Source organism: Rouxiella sp. Mn2063, assembly GCF_049319665.1.
Lineage (GTDB): Bacteria > Pseudomonadota > Gammaproteobacteria > Enterobacterales > Enterobacteriaceae > JBMOUD01.
Genome location: NZ_JBMOUD010000011.1, coordinates 79334 through 99059, shown reverse-complemented (window position 1 = coordinate 99059; position 19726 = coordinate 79334). Strand labels below are relative to the sequence as shown.

Annotated in this window: 20 protein-coding genes; 11 read left to right on the top strand and 9 right to left on the bottom strand. The window is 48.2% G+C overall.

Annotated elements, in window-relative coordinates; all coding sequences use genetic code 11:
* Nucleotides 1–113: 113 nt before the first annotated feature.
* On the bottom strand, nucleotides 114–1076 hold the full coding sequence (gene pfkA, locus ACL9RG_RS16300) for a 6-phosphofructokinase (RefSeq protein ID WP_422793676.1): 963 nt from the start codon (nucleotides 1074–1076) through the stop codon (nucleotides 114–116).
* A 635-nt stretch (nucleotides 1077–1711) separates the two neighbouring features.
* Here pfkA and ACL9RG_RS16295 point away from each other — a divergent pair.
* Nucleotides 1712–2623, top strand: coding sequence for an alpha/beta hydrolase (locus tag ACL9RG_RS16295; RefSeq protein WP_422793675.1), 912 nt, complete (start codon nucleotides 1712–1714; stop codon nucleotides 2621–2623).
* A gap of 113 nt (nucleotides 2624–2736) precedes the next feature.
* Here the strand turns inward: ACL9RG_RS16295 and cpxP are convergent, their stop codons facing one another.
* On the bottom strand, nucleotides 2737–3234 hold the full coding sequence (gene cpxP / locus ACL9RG_RS16290) for a cell-envelope stress modulator CpxP (protein WP_422793714.1): 498 nt from the start codon (nucleotides 3232–3234) through the stop codon (nucleotides 2737–2739).
* Nucleotides 3235–3386: 152 nt separating this feature from the next.
* Between cpxP and cpxR the strand changes: the two genes are divergently transcribed.
* The 4 genes from cpxR (at nucleotide 3387) to ACL9RG_RS16270 (ending at nucleotide 6756) form a co-directional block, all read left to right on the top strand.
* Nucleotides 3387–4088, top strand: coding sequence for an envelope stress response regulator transcription factor CpxR (gene cpxR, locus ACL9RG_RS16285; protein ID WP_422793674.1), 702 nt, complete (start codon nucleotides 3387–3389; stop codon nucleotides 4086–4088).
* Entirely contained in the window at nucleotides 4085–5455 is a 1371-nt protein-coding gene (gene cpxA, locus ACL9RG_RS16280; protein ID WP_422793673.1) for an envelope stress sensor histidine kinase CpxA, read from the top strand. Before cpxR ends, cpxA begins: the two co-directional genes overlap by 4 nt.
* Before the next feature lie 48 nt (nucleotides 5456–5503).
* Nucleotides 5504–5977, top strand: coding sequence for a tRNA (uridine(34)/cytosine(34)/5-carboxymethylaminomethyluridine(34)-2'-O)-methyltransferase TrmL (gene trmL / locus ACL9RG_RS16275; RefSeq protein WP_422793672.1), 474 nt, complete (start codon nucleotides 5504–5506; stop codon nucleotides 5975–5977).
* 173 nt (nucleotides 5978–6150) lie between these two features.
* Nucleotides 6151–6756: a hypothetical protein gene (locus ACL9RG_RS16270; protein ID WP_422793671.1), complete on the top strand. Its 606-nt coding sequence runs from the start codon at nucleotides 6151–6153 to the stop codon at nucleotides 6754–6756.
* 134 nt (nucleotides 6757–6890) lie between these two features.
* Here the strand turns inward: ACL9RG_RS16270 and cysE are convergent, their stop codons facing one another.
* The 5 genes from cysE to ACL9RG_RS16245 all read right to left on the bottom strand — a co-directional run bounded on the left by cysE (nucleotide 6891) and on the right by ACL9RG_RS16245 (nucleotide 10103).
* On the bottom strand, nucleotides 6891–7712 hold the full coding sequence (gene cysE / locus ACL9RG_RS16265; protein ID WP_422793670.1) for a serine O-acetyltransferase: 822 nt from the start codon (nucleotides 7710–7712) through the stop codon (nucleotides 6891–6893).
* A gap of 103 nt (nucleotides 7713–7815) precedes the next feature.
* Nucleotides 7816–8835 (bottom strand): NAD(P)H-dependent glycerol-3-phosphate dehydrogenase, encoded by a 1020-nt coding sequence (gpsA, locus tag ACL9RG_RS16260; RefSeq protein WP_422793669.1) that lies wholly within the window; start codon nucleotides 8833–8835, stop codon nucleotides 7816–7818.
* Complete coding sequence (secB, locus tag ACL9RG_RS16255) at nucleotides 8835–9305, bottom strand: protein-export chaperone SecB (protein WP_422793668.1); 471 nt, start codon at nucleotides 9303–9305, stop codon at nucleotides 8835–8837. Before secB ends, gpsA begins: the two co-directional genes overlap by 1 nt.
* A 70-nt stretch (nucleotides 9306–9375) precedes the next feature.
* On the bottom strand, nucleotides 9376–9624 hold the full coding sequence (grxC, locus tag ACL9RG_RS16250) for a glutaredoxin 3 (RefSeq protein ID WP_422793667.1): 249 nt from the start codon (nucleotides 9622–9624) through the stop codon (nucleotides 9376–9378).
* A gap of 47 nt (nucleotides 9625–9671) precedes the next feature.
* The gene (locus tag ACL9RG_RS16245) at nucleotides 9672–10103 is read right to left on the bottom strand and encodes a rhodanese-like domain-containing protein (RefSeq protein ID WP_422793666.1); all 432 of its coding nucleotides are present in this window, start codon (nucleotides 10101–10103) and stop codon (nucleotides 9672–9674) included.
* A 473-nt stretch (nucleotides 10104–10576) separates the two neighbouring features.
* On the opposite strand from ACL9RG_RS16245, the gene envC reads away from it, so the two are divergent.
* Nucleotides 10577–11812 (top strand): murein hydrolase activator EnvC, encoded by a 1236-nt coding sequence (gene envC, locus ACL9RG_RS16240; RefSeq protein ID WP_422793713.1) that lies wholly within the window; start codon nucleotides 10577–10579, stop codon nucleotides 11810–11812.
* A gap of 47 nt (nucleotides 11813–11859) precedes the next feature.
* A complete protein-coding gene (locus ACL9RG_RS16235) occupies nucleotides 11860–12843 on the top strand; it encodes a divergent polysaccharide deacetylase family protein (protein ID WP_422793712.1) in 984 nt (327 codons plus the stop codon).
* 65 nt (nucleotides 12844–12908) lie between these two features.
* Here ACL9RG_RS16235 and tdh read toward each other — a convergent pair whose 3' ends face one another.
* Together tdh and ACL9RG_RS16225 are read right to left on the bottom strand one after the other, a co-directional pair.
* Nucleotides 12909–13934 (bottom strand): L-threonine 3-dehydrogenase, encoded by a 1026-nt coding sequence (gene tdh / locus ACL9RG_RS16230; RefSeq protein WP_422793665.1) that lies wholly within the window; start codon nucleotides 13932–13934, stop codon nucleotides 12909–12911.
* A gap of 82 nt (nucleotides 13935–14016) precedes the next feature.
* Nucleotides 14017–15213, bottom strand: a complete 1197-nt coding sequence (locus tag ACL9RG_RS16225) for a glycine C-acetyltransferase (protein ID WP_422793664.1) — start codon at nucleotides 15211–15213, stop codon at nucleotides 14017–14019.
* 347 nt (nucleotides 15214–15560) lie between these two features.
* On the opposite strand from ACL9RG_RS16225, the gene rfaD reads away from it, so the two are divergent.
* The 4 genes from rfaD to ACL9RG_RS16205 are packed head-to-tail and all read left to right on the top strand — an operon-like array spanning nucleotide 15561 to nucleotide 19707.
* Nucleotides 15561–16493: an ADP-glyceromanno-heptose 6-epimerase gene (rfaD, locus tag ACL9RG_RS16220; RefSeq protein ID WP_422793663.1), complete on the top strand. Its 933-nt coding sequence runs from the start codon at nucleotides 15561–15563 to the stop codon at nucleotides 16491–16493.
* Between the two features lie 30 nt (nucleotides 16494–16523).
* On the top strand, nucleotides 16524–17588 hold the full coding sequence (rfaF, locus tag ACL9RG_RS16215) for an ADP-heptose--LPS heptosyltransferase RfaF (RefSeq protein ID WP_422793662.1): 1065 nt from the start codon (nucleotides 16524–16526) through the stop codon (nucleotides 17586–17588).
* Nucleotides 17576–18538 (top strand): lipopolysaccharide heptosyltransferase RfaC, encoded by a 963-nt coding sequence (rfaC, locus tag ACL9RG_RS16210; protein WP_422793661.1) that lies wholly within the window; start codon nucleotides 17576–17578, stop codon nucleotides 18536–18538. Before rfaF ends, rfaC begins: the two co-directional genes overlap by 13 nt.
* Entirely contained in the window at nucleotides 18538–19707 is a 1170-nt protein-coding gene (locus ACL9RG_RS16205) for a glycosyltransferase (RefSeq protein ID WP_422793660.1), read from the top strand. Before rfaC ends, ACL9RG_RS16205 begins: the two co-directional genes overlap by 1 nt.
* Nucleotides 19708–19726 lie beyond the last annotated feature (19 nt).

Here is a 19726-nt window from a genome sequence, read left to right as displayed (position 1 = left end):
AATAAAGATTAAAAGGTTTTTTTCTATACCTTTTTGGCATATGGGAGAGGTAGGAACTAAAAAGCCTCCGAAAAAGGAGGCTTTAGAAACAGGTAAGTTTATCTACACACGACTTAGTAAAGCTTCTTAGCCGTTTCCCACAGATCGGCTTTGAACGGGCGCTTCATGTTCTCAATTGCGTCGATAATATCGTGATGAACCAGTTTCTCGTTTTGTACGCCGACACAACGGCCGCCGTAACCTTTGAGCAGCAACTCGATGGAGTAAGCGCCCATACGTGATGCCAGAATACGGTCATAAGCGACGGGTGAGCCACCGCGTTGAATATGACCTAACACGGTTGCGCGCGTTTCACGACGAGTTTCAGTTTCGATATGGCGCGCTAAATCACCGATGTCACAGATATGCTCGGTGATAGCGACGATAGCGTGTTTTTTTCCTTTGGCGATACCGGCTTTGATTTCAGCAACCAGGTCGTCACGTTTGAATTCTACTTCAGGGATGACGATAAACTCACAACCACCGGCAATAGCCGCAGCCATGGTCAAATCACCACAGTAGCGCCCCATCACTTCAACAATTGAAATACGTTGGTGAGAAGACGAGGTGTCACGCAGACGGTCAATAGCTTCAACAACGGTACTTAACGCGGTGAAATAACCGATGGTGTAGTCAGTACCGGCAACGTCGTTATCGATAGTGCCAGGAAGGCCGATACAAGGGAAACCCATTTCCGTCAGGCGTTTTGCCCCCATGTAAGAACCGTCACCGCCAATAACGACTAACGCATCGATGCCGCGTCTTTTCATGTTCTCAATAGCTTTGCCACGAATTTCATCATCGCGAAACTCTGGGAAACGCGCCGAACCGAGGAAAGTACCACCGCGATTAATCACATCAGATACGCTGTAGCGATCCAACTTATCCATGCGATCTTCATACAAGCCGAGGTAGCCGTCGTAAATGCCGAAAACTTCAAGGTTTTCGGTCAATGCCGCTCGCACAACGCCACGTATTGCAGCATTCATACCCGGGGCATCGCCGCCGCTTGTCAGTACACCAATTTTTTTGATCATGACTACCTCTGAACTTGTAGATTCAATTTCTTAAATATTCTTGAACACACTGGGTCTCGTCGAACGACCAAGAGCCATTACTGGCTATCAATGCTCATATCATATATCAAAACACCCAATGCTGAATTGATTCAGGTCAGCCCTACTTACTCTTATTTAGTACTCGTTTAACGAGCTGCCCTGCGTCTTTAGTTACTCAAACATCGTCATGGCAATTTACTTGCTGCTACTGAATTTACAAGCAGTTATGCCAGAAATAACACACAACACTGCATGAGGATCACGGTTCAAAACAGTAAGCTGCTCTTATGGTTACTGCCCTGACAGAGTAGACATAAGATTATGACATTAAGAATAGCATTCTTCGACGATACATCTGACTGATAATGCGACAAGTTGGCTCAAAAATATGTTTCTTTTCACGAAAAACGCCCACGAAGAAAGCAACAACCTGTTCTATGATTACTTACCATTGCCAAAAAGCAGTGCTGGCTAAGCTTTCTGTCCGAGTCAAAGTCATGCAGGCGGATCATACAAAATGATGCTTACTTACTAATCATCATAATTTTTTTGTTATATATTCAAATTGTTATGATTTTATTACCTCCTCGTTAACTATCTAAAGCAAGGTAATCATGAATCGTCGTCAATTTATCGTAGGTTCAACCGCAGCAATCGTGGCTCTGCGAGCGGGCACTGCGCTTGCTAAAAGCAAAATGCTAGCGGGGGAAAATACTGAAATAGCGTTATGGAAAGGCGTTCCGCCAGGCGGTGGTGGCCCAACGGGGGATGAAGAGTTATCAGCCAAAGGTGCCTTGAGTAACATCACTCGCCCTTCATTGAAGGTTTATCGCCCAGACAACCCAAATGGACAAGCCGTTCTTGTCGCTGCTGGTGGTGGCTATAAGCGAATGGAGATGGGGCAAGAGGCTTGGCCAGCGGCCGAATGGTTGAAGAACTTAGGTTATACCGCTTACGTGCTAACTTATCGCCTGCCAGATGAAGGCTGGAACGATGGCAATCTAGTGTCATTACAGGATGCACAACGCGCATTACGCATTGTTCGCAGCCGTGAAAAGCATGTCAGCGTGCTAGGCTTCTCCGCTGGCGGGCATTTATTAGGTATGGCTGCTGTTCGTTCTGATTTTCAATCTTATCCAGAGCAGGATGCTTTAGATAGAACTCGAGCTTACGCCGATCGTGCCGCTCTCATTTATCCGGTAATCACTCTCGAAAAACCTTATACCCATACTTCAACACACAAAATTCTCGTCGGCCCTCATGCATCGGATGCTGAGAATGCGCAGTGGTCAGTGCAGAATTTCGTGACGCCAAAAACGCCGTCCATGTTCTTAGTACAAGCCGAGGATGACCCGATTTCCAATCCGCAGAATACCTTGATTATGGCCGCGGCCTGCGAGCGGGAACATGTGCCGGTTGATATGCATCGTTACTCCAGCGGCGGGCACGGTTTTGGTATGGGCAAACCAGGCACACCAACGGTGGAATGGCCTCATCGCTATAAGGAGTGGCTAGGTTCAGTGTAAATCCAACCTTCTGGACGACAGCCAAAAAAACCCCACCTTTCGGTGGGGAAGACAGGGTGGTGTCTATGGCAAGGAAAATAGGGAGACAGGGATTAACATTTAAAACAAAAGATTTACTGGTTAAGGAAACCACCGGTACTCGGCACAGGGGCAGCTTGGTAAGACATCAGTTGCTGCTTTAACGCTTGCATACGCTGTTCATGTCTCTGCTGTAGAACTTCTTTCTGTTCTGGCGTCAGCGTGTTGTACATCATGTTACGAATGCGGGCCATTTCGACCTGGCGATTGACCTGCTCCTGGGCCATTTTTTCCGCTTCGGCTCTGACCTCTGCAGAGTCAAAGTTAGAAGCGGTAACCAGTTTATGCATCGTTTCAATCTGTGCCAGATTAACGCCGGGTAATTCACGACGGGCTTGATGCATAAGATCACGCATTCGTTGACGCTGTTGTTCAGTTAAATTAACACCGTCAAACATTGTGTTACGTTTGTATAACGTATCGGCATCATGAGCTAAAGTATCTGCTGGCATCACATTAGCTGTCTCAGCGAAAGCGACACCAGAGCCGAGTGTCAGCATTGATGCCATCACTATTGCAGCTACCTTAGACATCATGAACTCCTATATTCTTTGTCGCTCAAAAGCGAGTCATTGAGAAGCAGTCTATCGGTGTCGCTGCAAACTAGCGTCAGTGCATGTAAAAGTACGTAAAGTCATGGAATAGCGGCAATTGATGACGTATTTTGCGTCTAGAGGTAAATACAATGAACAAACTTTTGTTGGTTGATGACGATCGCGAGCTAACTTCACTGTTGAAAGAATTGCTCGAGATGGAAGGCTTTAATGTCGTGGTCGCTTATGATGGCGAACAAGCATTAGAGAAACTAGATAACAGCATTGATTTGCTGCTGCTTGATATCATGATGCCGAAGAAAAACGGCATTGAAACACTAAAAGAACTCCGTCAACGCCATCAAACGCCGGTGATCATGCTAACCGCTCGTGGTAGTGATCTAGACCGTGTATTGGGTCTGGAACTGGGTGCAGATGACTATTTACCTAAGCCGTTTAACGACCGCGAACTCGTGGCACGTATACGCGCTATGTTACGCCGCTCGAATTGGAGCGAACAGCAGCAAACCGGTACGGAAAATAGCTCACCAACGTTGGAAGTCGATAAACTGCAGCTTAACCCTGGTCGCCAGGAAGCAAGTTTCGATGGCACCGCGCTGGATTTAACCGGTACAGAATTCACATTGCTGTATCTTTTGGCAAAACATCTCGGCCAAGTTGTGTCGCGTGAACACTTGAGTCAAGAAGTGCTCGGCAAACGACTGACGCCGTTCGACCGCGCCATTGATATGCATATTTCCAACCTTCGTCGGAAATTACCGGATCGTCAGGACGGCCATCCTTGGTTTAAAACCTTGCGAGGTCGCGGATATCTGATGGTTTCTGCCACATGATAAACAGCCTTACCGCTCGAATTTTTGCCATCTTCTGGTTCACCCTGGCATTAGTACTGATGGTTGTGCTGATGCTACCCAAACTCGATTCTCGCCAATTGACCCCGCTGCTCGATAATGAGCAGCGGCAAGGCCTGATGATTGAACAACACGTCGAGGCGGAGCTCGCAGGAGATCCAGCTAACGACCTGATGTGGTGGCGTCGCTTATACCGCGCGATTGATAAATGGGCACCGCCGGGCCAGCGCTTGCTGCTAGTCACCAGTGAAGGCCGCGTTATTGGCGTGCAGCGCAATGAAATGCAAATCGTGCGTAATTTTATCGGCCAGTCGGATAACTCAGACCGCCCGAAAAAGAAAAAATATGGCCGCATTGAAATGGTCGGTCCCTTTGCCGTGCGCGATGGCGAGGATAACTACCAGCTCTACTTAATGCGTCCAGCCAGCAGCCCGCAATCTGATTTCATTAACCTGATGTTCGACCGGCCACTGTTGCTGCTGATCGTCACCATGTTAATCAGTTCACCGTTACTACTTTGGCTATCCTGGAGCCTGGCGAAACCTGCGCGCAAGCTCAAAAACGCTGCGGATGATGTTGCCAGAGGCAACTTGAAGCAGCATCCAGAACTGGAAGCAGGTCCGCAAGAATTCTTAGCCACCGGGGCAAGTTTTAACCAGATGGTCAGCGCGCTTGAACGAATGGTGACTGCTCAACAGCGGTTGATATCTGATATCTCCCACGAGTTACGTACACCATTAACCCGACTGCAGTTGGCAACGGCACTAATGCGCCGCCGTCACGGGGAAGGCAAAGAGTTACAACGCATTGAGACTGAAGCCCAGCGTCTGGACGGTATGATCAACGACCTGCTGGTGTTATCACGCAGTCAGCACAATAACGAACTGGCACGAGAACCATTAAAAGCCAATGAGTTATGGGCCGATGTGATTGATAACGCACAGTTTGAAGCCGAGCAAATGGGCAAAACACTGGAAGTGACTTCACCGCCGGGCCCATGGAAACTGATCGGTAATCCTGCGGCACTAGACAGCGCCTTGGAAAATATTGTGCGTAATGCACTGCGCTACTCACATCATCACATTGCCTTAAACTTTGCTGCCGATAGCGAAGGGATCACTATCTTGGTTGATGATGATGGCCCTGGTGTCAGTGAAGCAGACCGCGAACAGATATTCCGGCCATTCTATCGTACGGATGAAGCCCGTGACCGAGAATCCGGTGGTACTGGATTAGGATTAGCCATTGTTGATACCGCAGTGCAGCAGCATCGCGGCTGGGCAAAAGCTGAAGACAGTCCACTCGGCGGGTTGCGTTTGATTATTTGGCTACCGCTGCAGCAACGCTAAGTTTCTGCTATTCTGCGTCCCTCAGATACCAGGAGGGACGCAGGCCCCATGCTTAACATCGTATTATTTGAACCAGAAATCCCGCCTAATACCGGCAATATCATTCGCCTATGCGCCAATACCGGCTGCCAGTTACATCTTATTGAACCCCTTGGGTTTGCCTGGGACGATAAACGCCTGCGCCGCGCCGGGCTGGATTATCACGAATTCACTAATATCAAACATCACGCCGATTATGCCGCCTTTCTGGCAAGTGAAGTTCCTGAGCGTCTGTTTGCTCTCACCACCAAAGGAACGCCTGCCCATAGCGCGGTAGCTTATCAGGATAATGACTTCTTGCTGTTTGGCCCAGAAACTCGTGGCTTACCCGCATCGATTTTAGATAACTTGCCGCCTGAGCAAAAAATCAGGATCCCGATGCAACCCGACAGCCGCAGTATGAATTTATCTAATGCTGTATCCGTCGTTGTCTACGAAGCCTGGCGTCAACTAGGCTATCCGGGCGCACTGATTAAAAGCTAAAAAGACAACAGGCATATTGCGAGTGCCTGTTATCTTCGGAGAAGACAGATTCTATAAACAGAGAAATAGGGATCATATTCCCACAGCACTCATATTGATAAAGCATCATTTGCACTGTATTAGTGAAATGTAGTTATTACAATGCAAAACTTTCCATTCCAAAATATCAATATATGAAAATATTTTATAAATATATTATTATTGCTGTACTAATGTGCATTCCTTATCTATTAGTGCTGGCTGATCTTCGCCTTTTAGATAATGGCGTCAATAAATTTTCTCTTACCGGCGTATCACACTCTGTTTTTCTATTAATAAATCTCTATTTGATTTTCCGATTAGGGAAATCAAAACCTGAGTTACGCAATGGCATTTATCTTATCTTCGGTCTTTTTCTTTGCATGTTAATCAGAGAGAACCGAGAGATGATTCGCACCATTACAGATAAACAGCTTCACTGGGCATGGCTTGCCTGGCCTGCAGCTATCATCTTCTGTGTCGCTGGTTTTAGAAAACCAGGCAAGGCGTGGAGCGATCTTAAAGCACTCACCTATATTCCTGATTATAATTTCTTTATTGCTGGCGTACTGATTATTCTTGTTTGGTCAAGGCTTATTGGCAACCGTTTCTTATGGATGTTTGCAGCGGGTGATAACTACATGGGGGTATTAAAAAATACAGCGGAAGAACCAACTCAAAGTGCTGGATATTTACTTTGCATCTCCGGGTTAATCTTCATGACATATCGATATTTCCAGCAAGATAAGAAGAGTGAATAAATCTCTTCCATCCTCAAGAAATCATTAACATCAATAAGGAATTATCTTAAATATATTAACTCTTATGTATTACTCATTTATAGTTAATATAAAAGCACTAATCGTTAATATAAAAGCATCAATTGATGACGGAATTAAATTCCGTCGCCAAATTCAAATCCCTGTTTAATACCATTAAAATGTTGATCCATATCCATTGATGGCCTTTCGCTCTCAGGACGGCCAACAATACGGGCAGGAACACCTGCGGCCGTTGTATGGGCGGGGATCGATTGCAGTACTACTGAGCCCGCGCCAATCTTGGCGCCAACACCGACTTCAATATTACCGAGAATCTTCGCTCCGGCACCAATCATCACCCCTTCACGGATTTTAGGGTGGCGATCGCCGCAGGTTTTCCCGGTACCACCAAGCGTCACAGACTGCAAAATAGAGACATCATTCTCTACCACAGCCGTTTCACCAATGACGATGCCGGTAGCATGGTCAAGCATGATGCCGCAGCCGATGCGCGCTGCAGGGTGAATATCAACGCCGAACGATACAGAGATTTGATTCTGGAAATAGATAGCCAGTGCTTTACGATCTTGCCGCCAGAGCCAATTGCCGATGCGATACGCCTGCAAAGCATGAAAGCCTTTCAGATACAGTAAAGGTGTCGAGTATTGATCGACAGCCGCATCACGTTGATGTACGGCCAGAATGTCACGTGCAGCGGATAGCGTCATTTGTTCATCGTGACGATATGCCTCTTCCACCACTTCACGAATAGCGATAGCAGGCATAATTGGGCTGCCCAATTTATTCGCCAGAATATAGCTCAGCGCACTCCCGAGGTTTTCGTGCTTGAGCAATGTCGCATGGAAAAAGCTGGCCAGCATAGGTTCGCTCTCAGCCAGCGCACGCGCCTCTGATTTTATGCTGCTCCAGACAAGTTCTAGTTCTTCTAACGACATTGGTATACCTCATTGCTCGAAAAATTCTACTCAAGGTCAAACAAGGTAAAAGCAAAGCACCTCGAGCGCAATGCTCAAGGTGCTAAGGGAACCTGAAAAAAATTCACAGACTGGTTTTTTCGTCTTTGCTGGCACGTCCCAACAGGCTGACGGCCGCTTCACGCGCTTCTTTTCCGCAGTACAGCACCTGATAGATTTGCTCAGTAATTGGCATTTCGACGTTGTAGCGCTGCGCCAACGCCCGCACCTCTTTGGTATTGCGGTAGCCTTCGACAACCTGACCAATCTTATCCTGCGATGTCTGCACATCCATTCCCTGACCGAGCATAATACCAAAGCGCCGGTTACGAGATTGGTTATCCGTACAGGTCAGGACTAAATCCCCCAAGCCGGCCATGCCCATAAACGTTGAAGGATCGGCACCGAGCGCTAAGCCCAAACGACTCATTTCGGCAAGCCCGCGGGTGATCAAAGCCGTACGCGCATTGGCACCAAAACCAATACCGTCAGAAATACCGGCACCGATGGCGATAACGTTCTTTACCGCACCACCAAGCTGCACACCGATAAAATCAGGATTACTATAAACACGGAAGCTTTTGCCACAATGCAGCAACTGTTGCAGGTCTTCGGTAAATTCTTTATCGGTTGCCGCCAGCGCGATTGCCGTCGGCATACCCGCAGCTAATTCTTTGGCAAACGTCGGTCCAGACACCACGGCAAGTGGGATGGTATCCCCCAAGATTTCGCGCGCGACATCTTGTAATAAGCGTCCGGTTTCGGCTTCAAGCCCTTTAGTTGCCCAAACGATACGCGCATCAGCCCGAAGATAAGGCTTAATTTGCTGCAGCACATCACCAAACACATGGCTAGGCACCACGACCAGAACATCGCGGCTAGCGCCTATGGCAGTAGCTAAATCGGTTTCGAGAATTAACGAGTCTGGGAAGGGGACATCGGGGAGAAAGTTTTGGTTACAGCGGGCTTGCTGTAACGCTTGAATATGCGAGGCGTTATGGCCCCACAGCACCACAGAATGACCATTTCTGGCTAATGTGATGGCTAGAGCGGTGCCGTACGAGCCGGCACCGATCACAGTCATTGAAGCATTGACGTTTTTCATCAGGCATCCTGATGTGGTTCAGCACCTTCGCCTTCAGCCTGCTGTTGCAAATAATTCATGAACAGCGCATCAAAGTTCACTGGTGCCAAGTTCAACTGCGGGAAAGTACCGCGAGAAACCAGGCTAGTAATACACTCACGCGCATACGGGAACAGAATGTTCGGGCAGTAAGCGCCGAGGCAATGTGCCAGTTGATTCCCATCGATACCAGAAATAGTAAAGATACCGCCTTGCTGAACTTCGCAAAGGAATGCCGTTTCTTCGCCTAATGAAGAGGTCACTGTCACACGCAGTACCACTTCATAAACATCATCAGCCAATTTGTTCGAGGCAGTATCAAGATCCAGTTTAACTTCTGGTTGCCAGTCTTGCTGGAAAACCTGTGGCGCATTTGGTGCTTCAAAAGAAATATCTTTGGTGTAAATGCGTTGGATCTGGAAAGACATCTCGGTGTTGTTTTGTTCTGACATGTGAGTAATACCCTTAGTTAATAATCCTTTAAGACACTTGTTGCTGATGACACGTTACCCCGACCCAAGCTTATAGCAATGGATCCAGGCCACCGCGGGCATCAAGTGCGTGTAAATCGTCACAGCCGCCAATGTGCTGTCCGTCGATAAATATTTGTGGCACGGTCGAACGGCCGCTGCGAGCGATCATCCCTTCACGTTTATCCGCATCACCATCAATCGCAATTTCATCAAAGGTCGCGCCTTTGCTGGCTAGCAACGCTTTGGCACGATGGCAATAAGGACAGGTTGCCTTAGTGTAGATCTCAATTTTCGCCATACTCAATTATCTCGTCGTCTTAATGTGATGCGATTAAAGAAAAGGTATTATTTGCCGCGAGCTAAAGGCAGATTCTCTCCGCTCCAGCCGGCAATCCCTTCCTTCAAGGTGAAAACTTGCTCAAAGCCAGCAGCGCTCAGGCCTTCGGCAGAAGCACGGGCAGATTGACCATTGGCACAAACCACAATAACTGGCAGCGCTTTGCTTTTGCTCAACTCACCCAAATTATTCGCTTTAATATCAGCTGGCAACAGGTTCACTGAAGTTGAAATATGGCCCTTACGGAATTCTTCACGTGTACGCACATCAACGACAACCGCATCTTCTTTATTGATCAGACGCGTAGCTTCGCCACGGGTGATCTCTTTAACTTTGGAAAAGCGGGATTTGAAGGTCGTGACAATCACTGCAGCGAGCAGAGCAACCCACGCCAGGCTCAATACAGGGTGTGCGCTCACAAATGGCATAATTTCTTGCATGGGGTGTAACAACTCCCGTCAGTTAGGGGAAAATTCAAGGCTCCAGAGTATACCTTGCAGATTGCGCAATTACAGCCCGTTCACATCGTCTAAAACGACAAACTACGACACATATTAGAAAAACAACCGCCAAATTCATCGAAAAATGGCCTTACAGCTTACGAAGACTTTTATGGTCCTTGAACTGATTCCAATCAATTACGCACCAGAAATGTCCGAAAGAACGCCAGTTTTCATCTAAAATCAATCAATAGAGCCTTACCAGAACTTGTGTGGTTAAGGGCAGAGTTGAGCGCCTTATGCGAAGATAAGTGTAGGAAAATACCTCAACCAAAGCCGCATAAACCGGGATTTTTTGTTTGTGCATCAGGTGGTTGATTAGTGTTACGATAAAGCCAAGGATAGCGAAATTGTCTATCATCCAAGGTCGACAAGCGGAAAAAAGTTTGCGTAAATCCATTTATTTCAGATTGATGAGAGAAGTCTTTCCCTCTACAGCCCTTTTGGTCTGCGGGGCTTTGTGCTTTGTGCCATTTGCCAGCCACGCCGACGATAGCAAAGACCAGTTGAAGAATATTCAGCAAAATATCGCCGCGAAAGAGAAAAGCGTCAAAGCGCAAAAGCAGCAACGTGGCTCTCTGCTGGACCAGTTACAAGCCCAGGAAAAAAGTATTGCCGCAGCCAGCCGCAAACTGCATGACACGCAATCCACCTTATCTAGCTTGAACAACGAAATAAGCAAACTTAACGCCTCGATAGACAAACTGCAAAAACAACAAGCTAGTCAAGAGGATCTGCTATCCAAACAGCTTGATGCTGCTTTTAGATTAGGTAAACAGACCGGCTTACAATTAATTCTTAGTGGCGAAGAAAGTCAGCGTAGTGAACGTATTTTGGCTTACTTTGGCTATTTCAACCAAGAACGCCAACAAACCATTGAGAACCTGAAAGAAACGCGCGCCTCACTCGCCGCACAACGTACCTCGTTGCAGTCCAAAATGGAGCAACAAAAAGCGCTATTAGCCGAGCAACAAATCCAGCAACAAAAGCTCGAACAGGCACAATCTGCACGTAAACAAACGCTATCCTCTTTAGAGTCCTCACTCCAAAAAGACGAGCAAACGCTGGCTGAATTACGGGCCAATGAATCCAAGCTACAAAATAAAATTGCCGCAGCAGAACGTGCTGCGCGGGCGCGAGCAGAAAAAGAAGCGCGTGAGGCCGCTGCCGTTCGCGCCAAAGAACAACAGGCGAAGAAACAAGGTTCGACCTACAAACCAACGCAAAGTGAGCAATCGCTGATCTCGCGCACCGGTGGTCTGGGGCGCGCTGGCGGGCAAAATATCTGGCCGGTTAAAGGCTCGATACTGCATCGCTTCGGCGAAACCTTGCAAGGTGAGCTACGCTGGAAGGGTATGGTCATCTCTGCACGAGAAGGCAGTGATGTCCGTGCGATAGCCGATGGCCGCGTATTACTGGCTGATTGGCTACAAGGCTATGGATTAGTGGTCGTTATCGATCACGGTAAAGGCGATATGAGCCTCTATGGCTATAATCAGAGCGCACTGGTGAACGTTGGCCAACAGGTTAAAGCTGGTCAGCCTATTGCATTAGTGGGCAACAGTGGCGGACAAGGCCAACCCGCTCTCTATTTTGAAATTCGACGTCAAGGTCAGGCCGTTAACCCACAACCGTGGTTGGGAAGATAGCTGTGCGATTTACCAATATTAAGTTCAGTAGTATCGAAGCGACCAAGATTAAGCTTATTACGAAAAGACAACTCGTAGGCATATGCGCCACGCTGCTGCTAGCCTTTAATGTACAGGCTGCCAAACTTGCGATTCTGATCGATGATTTTGGTTATCGCTTACAGAATGAAAACCAAGTCTTGAAAATGCCGCTTGCTGTTTCAGTGGCAATTTTCCCAGCGGCACCAGACTCTCATACCATGATGATGAAAGCTCACCAGCAAGGACGAGAGATCTTAATCCATTTACCAATGGAGCCTATTAGCAAGCAACCACTGGAAAAAAACACCTTAATGCCATCGATGAGCAGCGGTGAAATAAAACGCATCGTCGATCAGGCGATTGCTAATATTCCTTATGCCGTGGGGATCAACAATCACCAAGGCAGCAAAATGACCTCCAGCCTGTCCGGAATGCAAAGCGTTATGCAGGCAATGAGCCCACATAATATGTTTTTCCTCGACAGCATGACGATTGGTAACACCAAATCGGTACAAGCGGCGCAGGGGACTAACGTTAAAGTCATTAAGCGCAATGTCTTTTTAGACGATGTGCAAAACGATGCGGAGATCCGCCACCAGTTTGAGCGAGCGATTGCGTTAGCCAGACGTAATGGATACGCCATTGCAATAGGCCACCCGCATCCAGCGACTATTCGTGTTTTGCAACAGATGCTGCCAAATCTGCCCTCTGATATTGTGTTGGTTCGCCCGAGTGACTTGCTCAATGAACCGACCCGCAGCGTATCGGCAGGGAAAATTCCGCCGCTGCCTACGGTGAAAAAAGTCAGCAAAACCAGCAAAGGTTTGGGTCAGTGCGTCAATAAGCAGCCTATTCAACCCGTCTATGCTGACGCCATGTTTAAAGTTATAGGTGAAAGCATTGCGACTTCACCCGTGGTGACTTTCTTCGAGCGCCAATTCGAGAATTGGGGCAAAGCACCGGCTGCTCCGGCAGAACAGCCTGCGGCTTCCGCCGCCCCAAAAAGCTAAATTATCAGCAAAGAATCACGGTCCTTTACTGCCTTCCCTTATTGAATAAGGGAAGGCGTAATACATCACTCCCAGTTAAGAATCACCTTCCCTGATTGTCCCGAACGCATCGCATCAAAACCTTGTTGGAATTGATCAATCGGGAAGTGATGGGTGATAAGTGGCGTTAAATCTAAACCAGACTGAATCAACGCCGCCATTTTGTACCACGTCTCAAACATTTCTCGGCCATAGATCCCTTTGATAAATAGCCCTTTGAAAATCACCTGATTCCAATCAATTGACATATCGGACGGTGGAATACCCAGCATCGCAATACGTCCTCCGTGATTCATTGCATTGAGCATCGAACGGAATCCGGCCGGCGCACCTGACATTTCCAAACCAACGTCAAAGCCCTCGGTCATACCGAGACTTGCCATCACCTCTTCCAGACGCTCTTCCTTCACGTTCACCGCGCGAGTCACGCCCATTTTACGTGCCAATGCCAAGCGATATTCATTCATATCGGTGATCACGACATGTCGTGCACCGACGTGTTTGCAAATTGCCGCGGCCATAATACCAATAGGCCCAGCACCGCAAATCAGCACATCCTCGCCGACCAGGTCAAAAGACAGCGCGGTATGTACCGCGTTGCCTAATGGGTCAAAAATGGCGGCTAAATCATCAGAAATATTGTCAGGAATTTTGAAAGCATTGAACGCAGGCAATACCAGATACTCGGCAAACGCGCCTGGGCGGTTTACCCCTACGCCTTGGGTATTACGGCAAAGATGCGTGCGGCCACCGCGGCAGTTGCGACAATGCCCGCAGGTAATATGCCCCTCTCCAGAAACACGGTCGCCAATAGCAAAGCCCTTCACCTCTTGGCCTATCCCGACCACTTCACCGACATATTCATGCCCCACAACCATGGGGACAGGAATCGTTTTTTGTGACCAGTCGTCCCAGTTATAAATGTGAACATCGGTACCGCAGATCGCCGTTTTGCGTATTTTAATCAGTAAATCGTTATGGCCCGGCTCAGGCTGTGGTGCATCGGTCATCCAGATGCCCTGCTCACGATGTAATTTGGCTAATGCTTTCATTCTTTGCTCCTCAGACGTTGACACCTTCAGGCACTAATCATCAAACATTGGTCTTCAAACATGGGGCTTCAGAAAGTGAGCTTCAGGCAATCACACCCAGCTCTTTACCTACTGCCACGAACGCAGCGACCGCCTGCTCAATCTGCTCACGACTATGAGCCGCAGAGATTTGGGTGCGGATTCGAGCCTGATCTTTCGGGACAACCGGATAGAAGAACCCAGTGACATAAATGCCTTTTTGCTGCAAACGGCTGGCAAACTGTTGCGCCAATTTAGCGTCACCCAGCATCACTGGAATAATGGCGTGATCGGCCCCCGCCAAGGTAAAACCAGCATCATTCATTAACTGACGGAACAGGCGGGCGTTCTCCCACAGTCGGTCGCGCAAGGCATCGCCCTGCTCCAACAGGTCCAATACCGCTAATGAGGCGGCAACAATCGAAGGGGCCAACGAATTAGAGAATAAATAGGGACGAGAGCGCTGGCGCAACCACTCCACCACTTCTTTACGCGCCGCGGTATAACCGCCAGAAGCGCCGCCAAGCGCTTTACCAAGCGTGCCGGTAATAATGTCTACTCTACCCATCACATCGCAATATTCGTGAGTACCACGTCCTTGCTGGCCAACAAAACCGACAGCGTGAGAATCATCGACCATCACCAACGCATCATACTCGTCGGCCAAATCGCAAACCCCGCGCAGATTGGCAATCACGCCATCCATAGAGAACACGCCATCGGTGGCAATCAATATGTGCCGGGCACCCGCGGCTTTGGCCTGTTGCAGGCAATTTTTAAGTTCCACCATATCGTTATTGGCATAGCGATAGCGCTGCGCTTTACATAGGCGAACACCGTCGATAATCGAAGCGTGGTTTAACGCGTCTGAAATAATGGCATCCTCTGGGCCAAGTAAGGTTTCAAACAATCCACCGTTGGCATCAAAACAAGAGGAATAAAGAATGGCATCATCCATCCCGAGAAAATCGGCCAGCCGCTGTTCAAGCTGCTTATGGCTATCTTGTGTGCCACAAATAAAACGTACCGATGCCATACCAAAGCCGTGAGAATCCAGTCCCGCTTTGGCGGCATTAATTAACTGAGGATGGTTTGCCAACCCGAGATAGTTATTGGCACAAAAGTTGATGACTTTACTGCCATCGGCAACCGCAATCTCCGCTTGTTGAGCAGAAATCAGTACACGTTCTTCTTTAAACAATCCTTCAGTTCGGGCGCGATCCAATTCTTGCTCTAACTGGCGGTAGAATGATGCAGGCATGACGTTATCTCCTGATAGTGGCCTATTCACCAGATAGACTACTAATCAAAAAGAGGAATAACGATAAAGCACGCGGGAAAATCTCATAAATGCAGCATATGTCACGACTTAGAAACTATCCCAGTACACGTTATTATTACAGACATGTTGGGCACGGATTTCGAGCACAACCCAGGTTCAACATGGCAAATTAAATAGCCCTAATGGGATAGGCTCTTAGCGTGGGAAGTTTGCGGATCAACCTAATCGGATAGCTTCCCCATGTTCGTAAAACCATGAAGTGCTATGATATGACCATTCAGTAGGCTGGCATGGTGCCAAGCTCTCCACAATTTAAGGTATTTATCATGATTATCGTTACTGGCGGCGCTGGTTTTATTGGCAGCAACATCATCAAATCACTCAACGATATCGGTTATCGCGATATTTTAGTGGTCGATAATCTGAAAGATGGCACTAAGTTCGCCAATCTGGTCGACCTTGATATCGCTGATTACGCCGATAAAGAAGACTTTATCGCCAGCATTATCGCCGGTGATGATTTGGGTGATATCGACGCCATCTTCCATGAAGGCGCGTGTTCATCAACTACCGAGTGGGATGGCAAGTACATGATGGATAACAACTATCAGTACTCGAAAGACCTGCTGCATTACTGCCTGGATCGCAGCATTCCGTTCCTGTATGCCTCATCTGCCGCCACTTACGGCAGCCAGAACCTGAGTTTTGTTGAAGACCGCAAATACGAACAGCCGCTGAATGTTTACGGTTACTCTAAATTCCTCTTCGACCAGTACGTGCGCGAGATCCTACCGCACGCGGAGTCTCAGATTTGTGGTTTCCGCTACTTCAATGTTTATGGGCCGCGTGAAGCCCATAAGGGCAGCATGGCGAGCGTTGCTTTCCATCTGAATAACCAAATCAATGCCGGTGAGAATCCAAAACTGTTCGCCGGTAGCGAAGCGTTCAAACGCGATTTCATCTATGTAGGTGACGTCGCTGCGGTTAACCTGTGGTTCTGGCAAAACGGTAAATCCGGTATTTTCAACTGCGGTACCGGCCGGGCTGAATCCTTCCAGGCTGTCGCAGACGCTGTCGTGGCCTATCATCAGACCGGCACTATCGAAACCATCCCATTCCCAGAAAAACTCAAAGGCCGTTATCAGGCATTTACTCAGGCGGATACCACTGCACTGCGTAAAGCCGGTTATGACAAGCCGTTTAAAACCGTCGCCGAAGGCGTGACAGAGTACATGAGCTGGCTCAACCGCTCAGCGTAATCTTTAACGCCGCGAGGACGTATTAACGGTATGAAAATGCTGGTCATTGGCCCTTCTTGGGTTGGCGACATGATGATGTCGCAAAGTCTCTACCGCACCATTAAGGCGAATAATCCCGCCGCGGTAATTGATGTGATGGCACCCGCTTGGTGCCGTCCATTGCTCGATAGAATGCCGGAAGTCAGACAAGCGCTGCCGATGCCCCTCGGGCACGGCGCGTTGCAACTTGGAGAGCGCCGTCGCTTAGGTATCGCATTACGTGCTGAGCATTATCAGCACGCTTTTGTGTTACCCAATTCGTTTAAATCAGCGCTGGTGCCTTTTTTTGCCAACGTGCCAACGCGCACTGGCTGGAAAGGCGAAATGCGTTACGGCCTGTTAAACGATATACGTAAGCTGGACAAAAGCGCCTTCCCGTTAATGGTGCAACGTTATGCGGCGCTAGGTTACGATGCGGCTCAAATCCGTTCCGCCGCCGACCTTCCCCAGCCGCTGCTATGGCCTCAGTTGCAAGTTAATGACGCAGAAAAGGTTGATGTTGCTCAGGCATTTTCGCTAACTGCGGAACGTCCGTTGATCGGTTTTTGCCCCGGTGCGGAATTCGGCCCAGCCAAACGTTGGCCACATTACCACTACGCAACATTGGCGGAAAAACTGATTGCTGAAGGCTATCAAGTGGTGCTATTTGGCTCAGCCAAGGACCACGCTGCCGGGGAAGATATCCGCGGTAAACTGACCGCCGATGCGCAACATTTCTGCCTCAATATTGCGGGTAAAACTTCGCTGGATCAGGCTGTGGTATTAATCGCCAGTTGCCAGGCAATCGTGACCAATGATTCAGGTTTGATGCATGTTGCAGCTGCGCTCAACAAGCCGTTAGTGGCGCTGTACGGGCCGAGCAGCCCGGATTTCACCCCACCGCTGAGCCATCATGCCAAAGTTATTCGTCTGATCACCGGCTATCATAAAATCCGTAAAGGTGATGCGGAACAAGGCTACCACCAAAGTCTGATTGATATTCAACCTGAACAGGTTTACCACGAACTGGAACAGCTGCTGCTGGCCGTTAACAAGGAGCAGCAATGCGGGTTCTAATCGTCAAAACATCATCGATGGGTGATGTGCTTCACACCCTCCCCGCGCTCACCGATGCGATGCAGGCTATCCCAGATATCAAATTTGATTGGGTGGTCGAAGAAGGCTTTGCACAGATCCCTAGTTGGCACCCGGCCGTCGATCGCGTGATCCCGGTAGCTATCCGCCGTTGGCGTAAAAATTGGTTTAGTCCCGAGATTCGCCAGCAGCGCTACGATTTCAAAAACGAGTTACAGCGCCATACCTACGATATCGTCATCGATGCCCAAGGGTTGATGAAAAGCGCTCTATTAGTGACTCGCGCGGCCAAAGGTCCCAAACATGGCATGGACTCAAAAAGCGCGCGAGAACCTTTCGCTCGCTGGTTTTATCACCAAAAACATAGTGTAAGCTGGGAGCTACACGCGGTAGAGCGCATACGCCTGCTCTTTGCCAAAAGTCTCGGTTATACAAAGCCAGAGACGCAAGGTGATTATGCTATTGCCTCACGTTTTCTGGCACACCCTCCGGCCGATGCTGGTCGATATCTGGTGTTCTTGCACGCCACAACGCGTGACGATAAACACTGGCCGGAAAGCCACTGGCGAGAATTGATTGGGTTACTGGCAAAAGATAATATTCGCATCAAATTGCCGTGGGGAGCAGAGCACGAACATCAGCGTGCCTTACGTCTTGCTGCAGATTTTGACTACGTGGAGGTGCTACCCAAGCTAAGCTTGCAACAGGTAGCAGAGGTGTTAGTTGGTGCTAAAGCCGTGGTATCAGTAGATACCGGTCTGAGCCATTTAACCGCCGCTCTCGACCGCCCTAACATTACTTTATACGGCCCGACAGACCCAGGGTTGATTGGCGGATATGGGTTAAACCAGCACTCAATCATTGCACCAGACAAGAAAATGGCGTCTATAGATGCCAAATTCGTGTTGTCTACATTTCACAAGGTTATGTGATGAAGAAACTGCATATTATCAATCTGGGAAAAATGGGCGGCGTTGAACGCCTATTTTTGCAGTACATCAACGATACAACCGATGGCAGCAATGAGGTGATTTGTGTTAGCAGTGAAGTTGGCGAAGAAATTAGTAAACAAATATCCCACCAAAAAATCACTTTCGCTAACCGACTCTTTAGTGCCCTGCCTTTACGCTGCCCACAGTTTCTAAGAAAGTATTGGCTAAAAAGAAAAATAGAAAAAGCGAACGCTGATGTGATCATCGTCTGGGACTTAATACCAGGCCTGTCAGCTAAACCTAAGCGTGGGAAATTACTCTATTATGATCATGGCTGTTCCTGGCGCTACGCTAAAAATCATAAAACGTTAGACTTCTTTGCCATGTTAGATGGATGCATTTCTGCATCTTATGCCTCTAAACGCGTCATGGAACTGCGTTTTAACTTACCTATTACTCCGCAGGTAGTGATAAATCGTATCCAAACGCCGGAGGGTATCAACCCTCAGCCCAAATCGTTGGGTCAACCGATAAGAATAGGTAGCGCCTCGCGCTTGGTAACGCTAAAAGGTATTAGCGTCACGCTGCTAATGATGAAAGAGCTACTGCAACGCGGCCATAACGTCACACTAGAGATTGCAGGTAAAGGTCCTGACAAAGAAAAGTTTGAAGAGTTGGCAAATAAACTACAAATTAACGACCGCGTGACCTTTTCTGGTTTTCAGGATAATGTAGCGAACTTCTTTAACCGTATTGACGTTTATATGAGCACGCCCATCACTGAGCCCTTCGGGCTTTCATGTATGGAGTCGCTCTATTATGGCGTCCCGGTTATTTTCCCGCAGGTTGATGGCCAGCCGGAAGCAATTAAAGATGGGCACTGTGGTATTGGGCTCATTCCTAACGTGACAATTGAACAACACGAGCGTTTAAGCGGTATCAAAGTTGATTTCCCGCACGACGTTTATAGCCCAATCACCAATAGCCTGGTCAAACCACAACTGTTATCACACATAGATTGTGCTGATGCATTTGAAAAATTGATTGTGCCTGAAGTTTATAAAAACATGAGTCAAAATGCGCGTCATTACCCGGTTGAAAACTTTAATTACGCTTTGTTTAAGAAAGAATTCGACAATGTATTAAATTCCTACACAACCACCCCTTAATTAGAGCCATAAGCAGAGA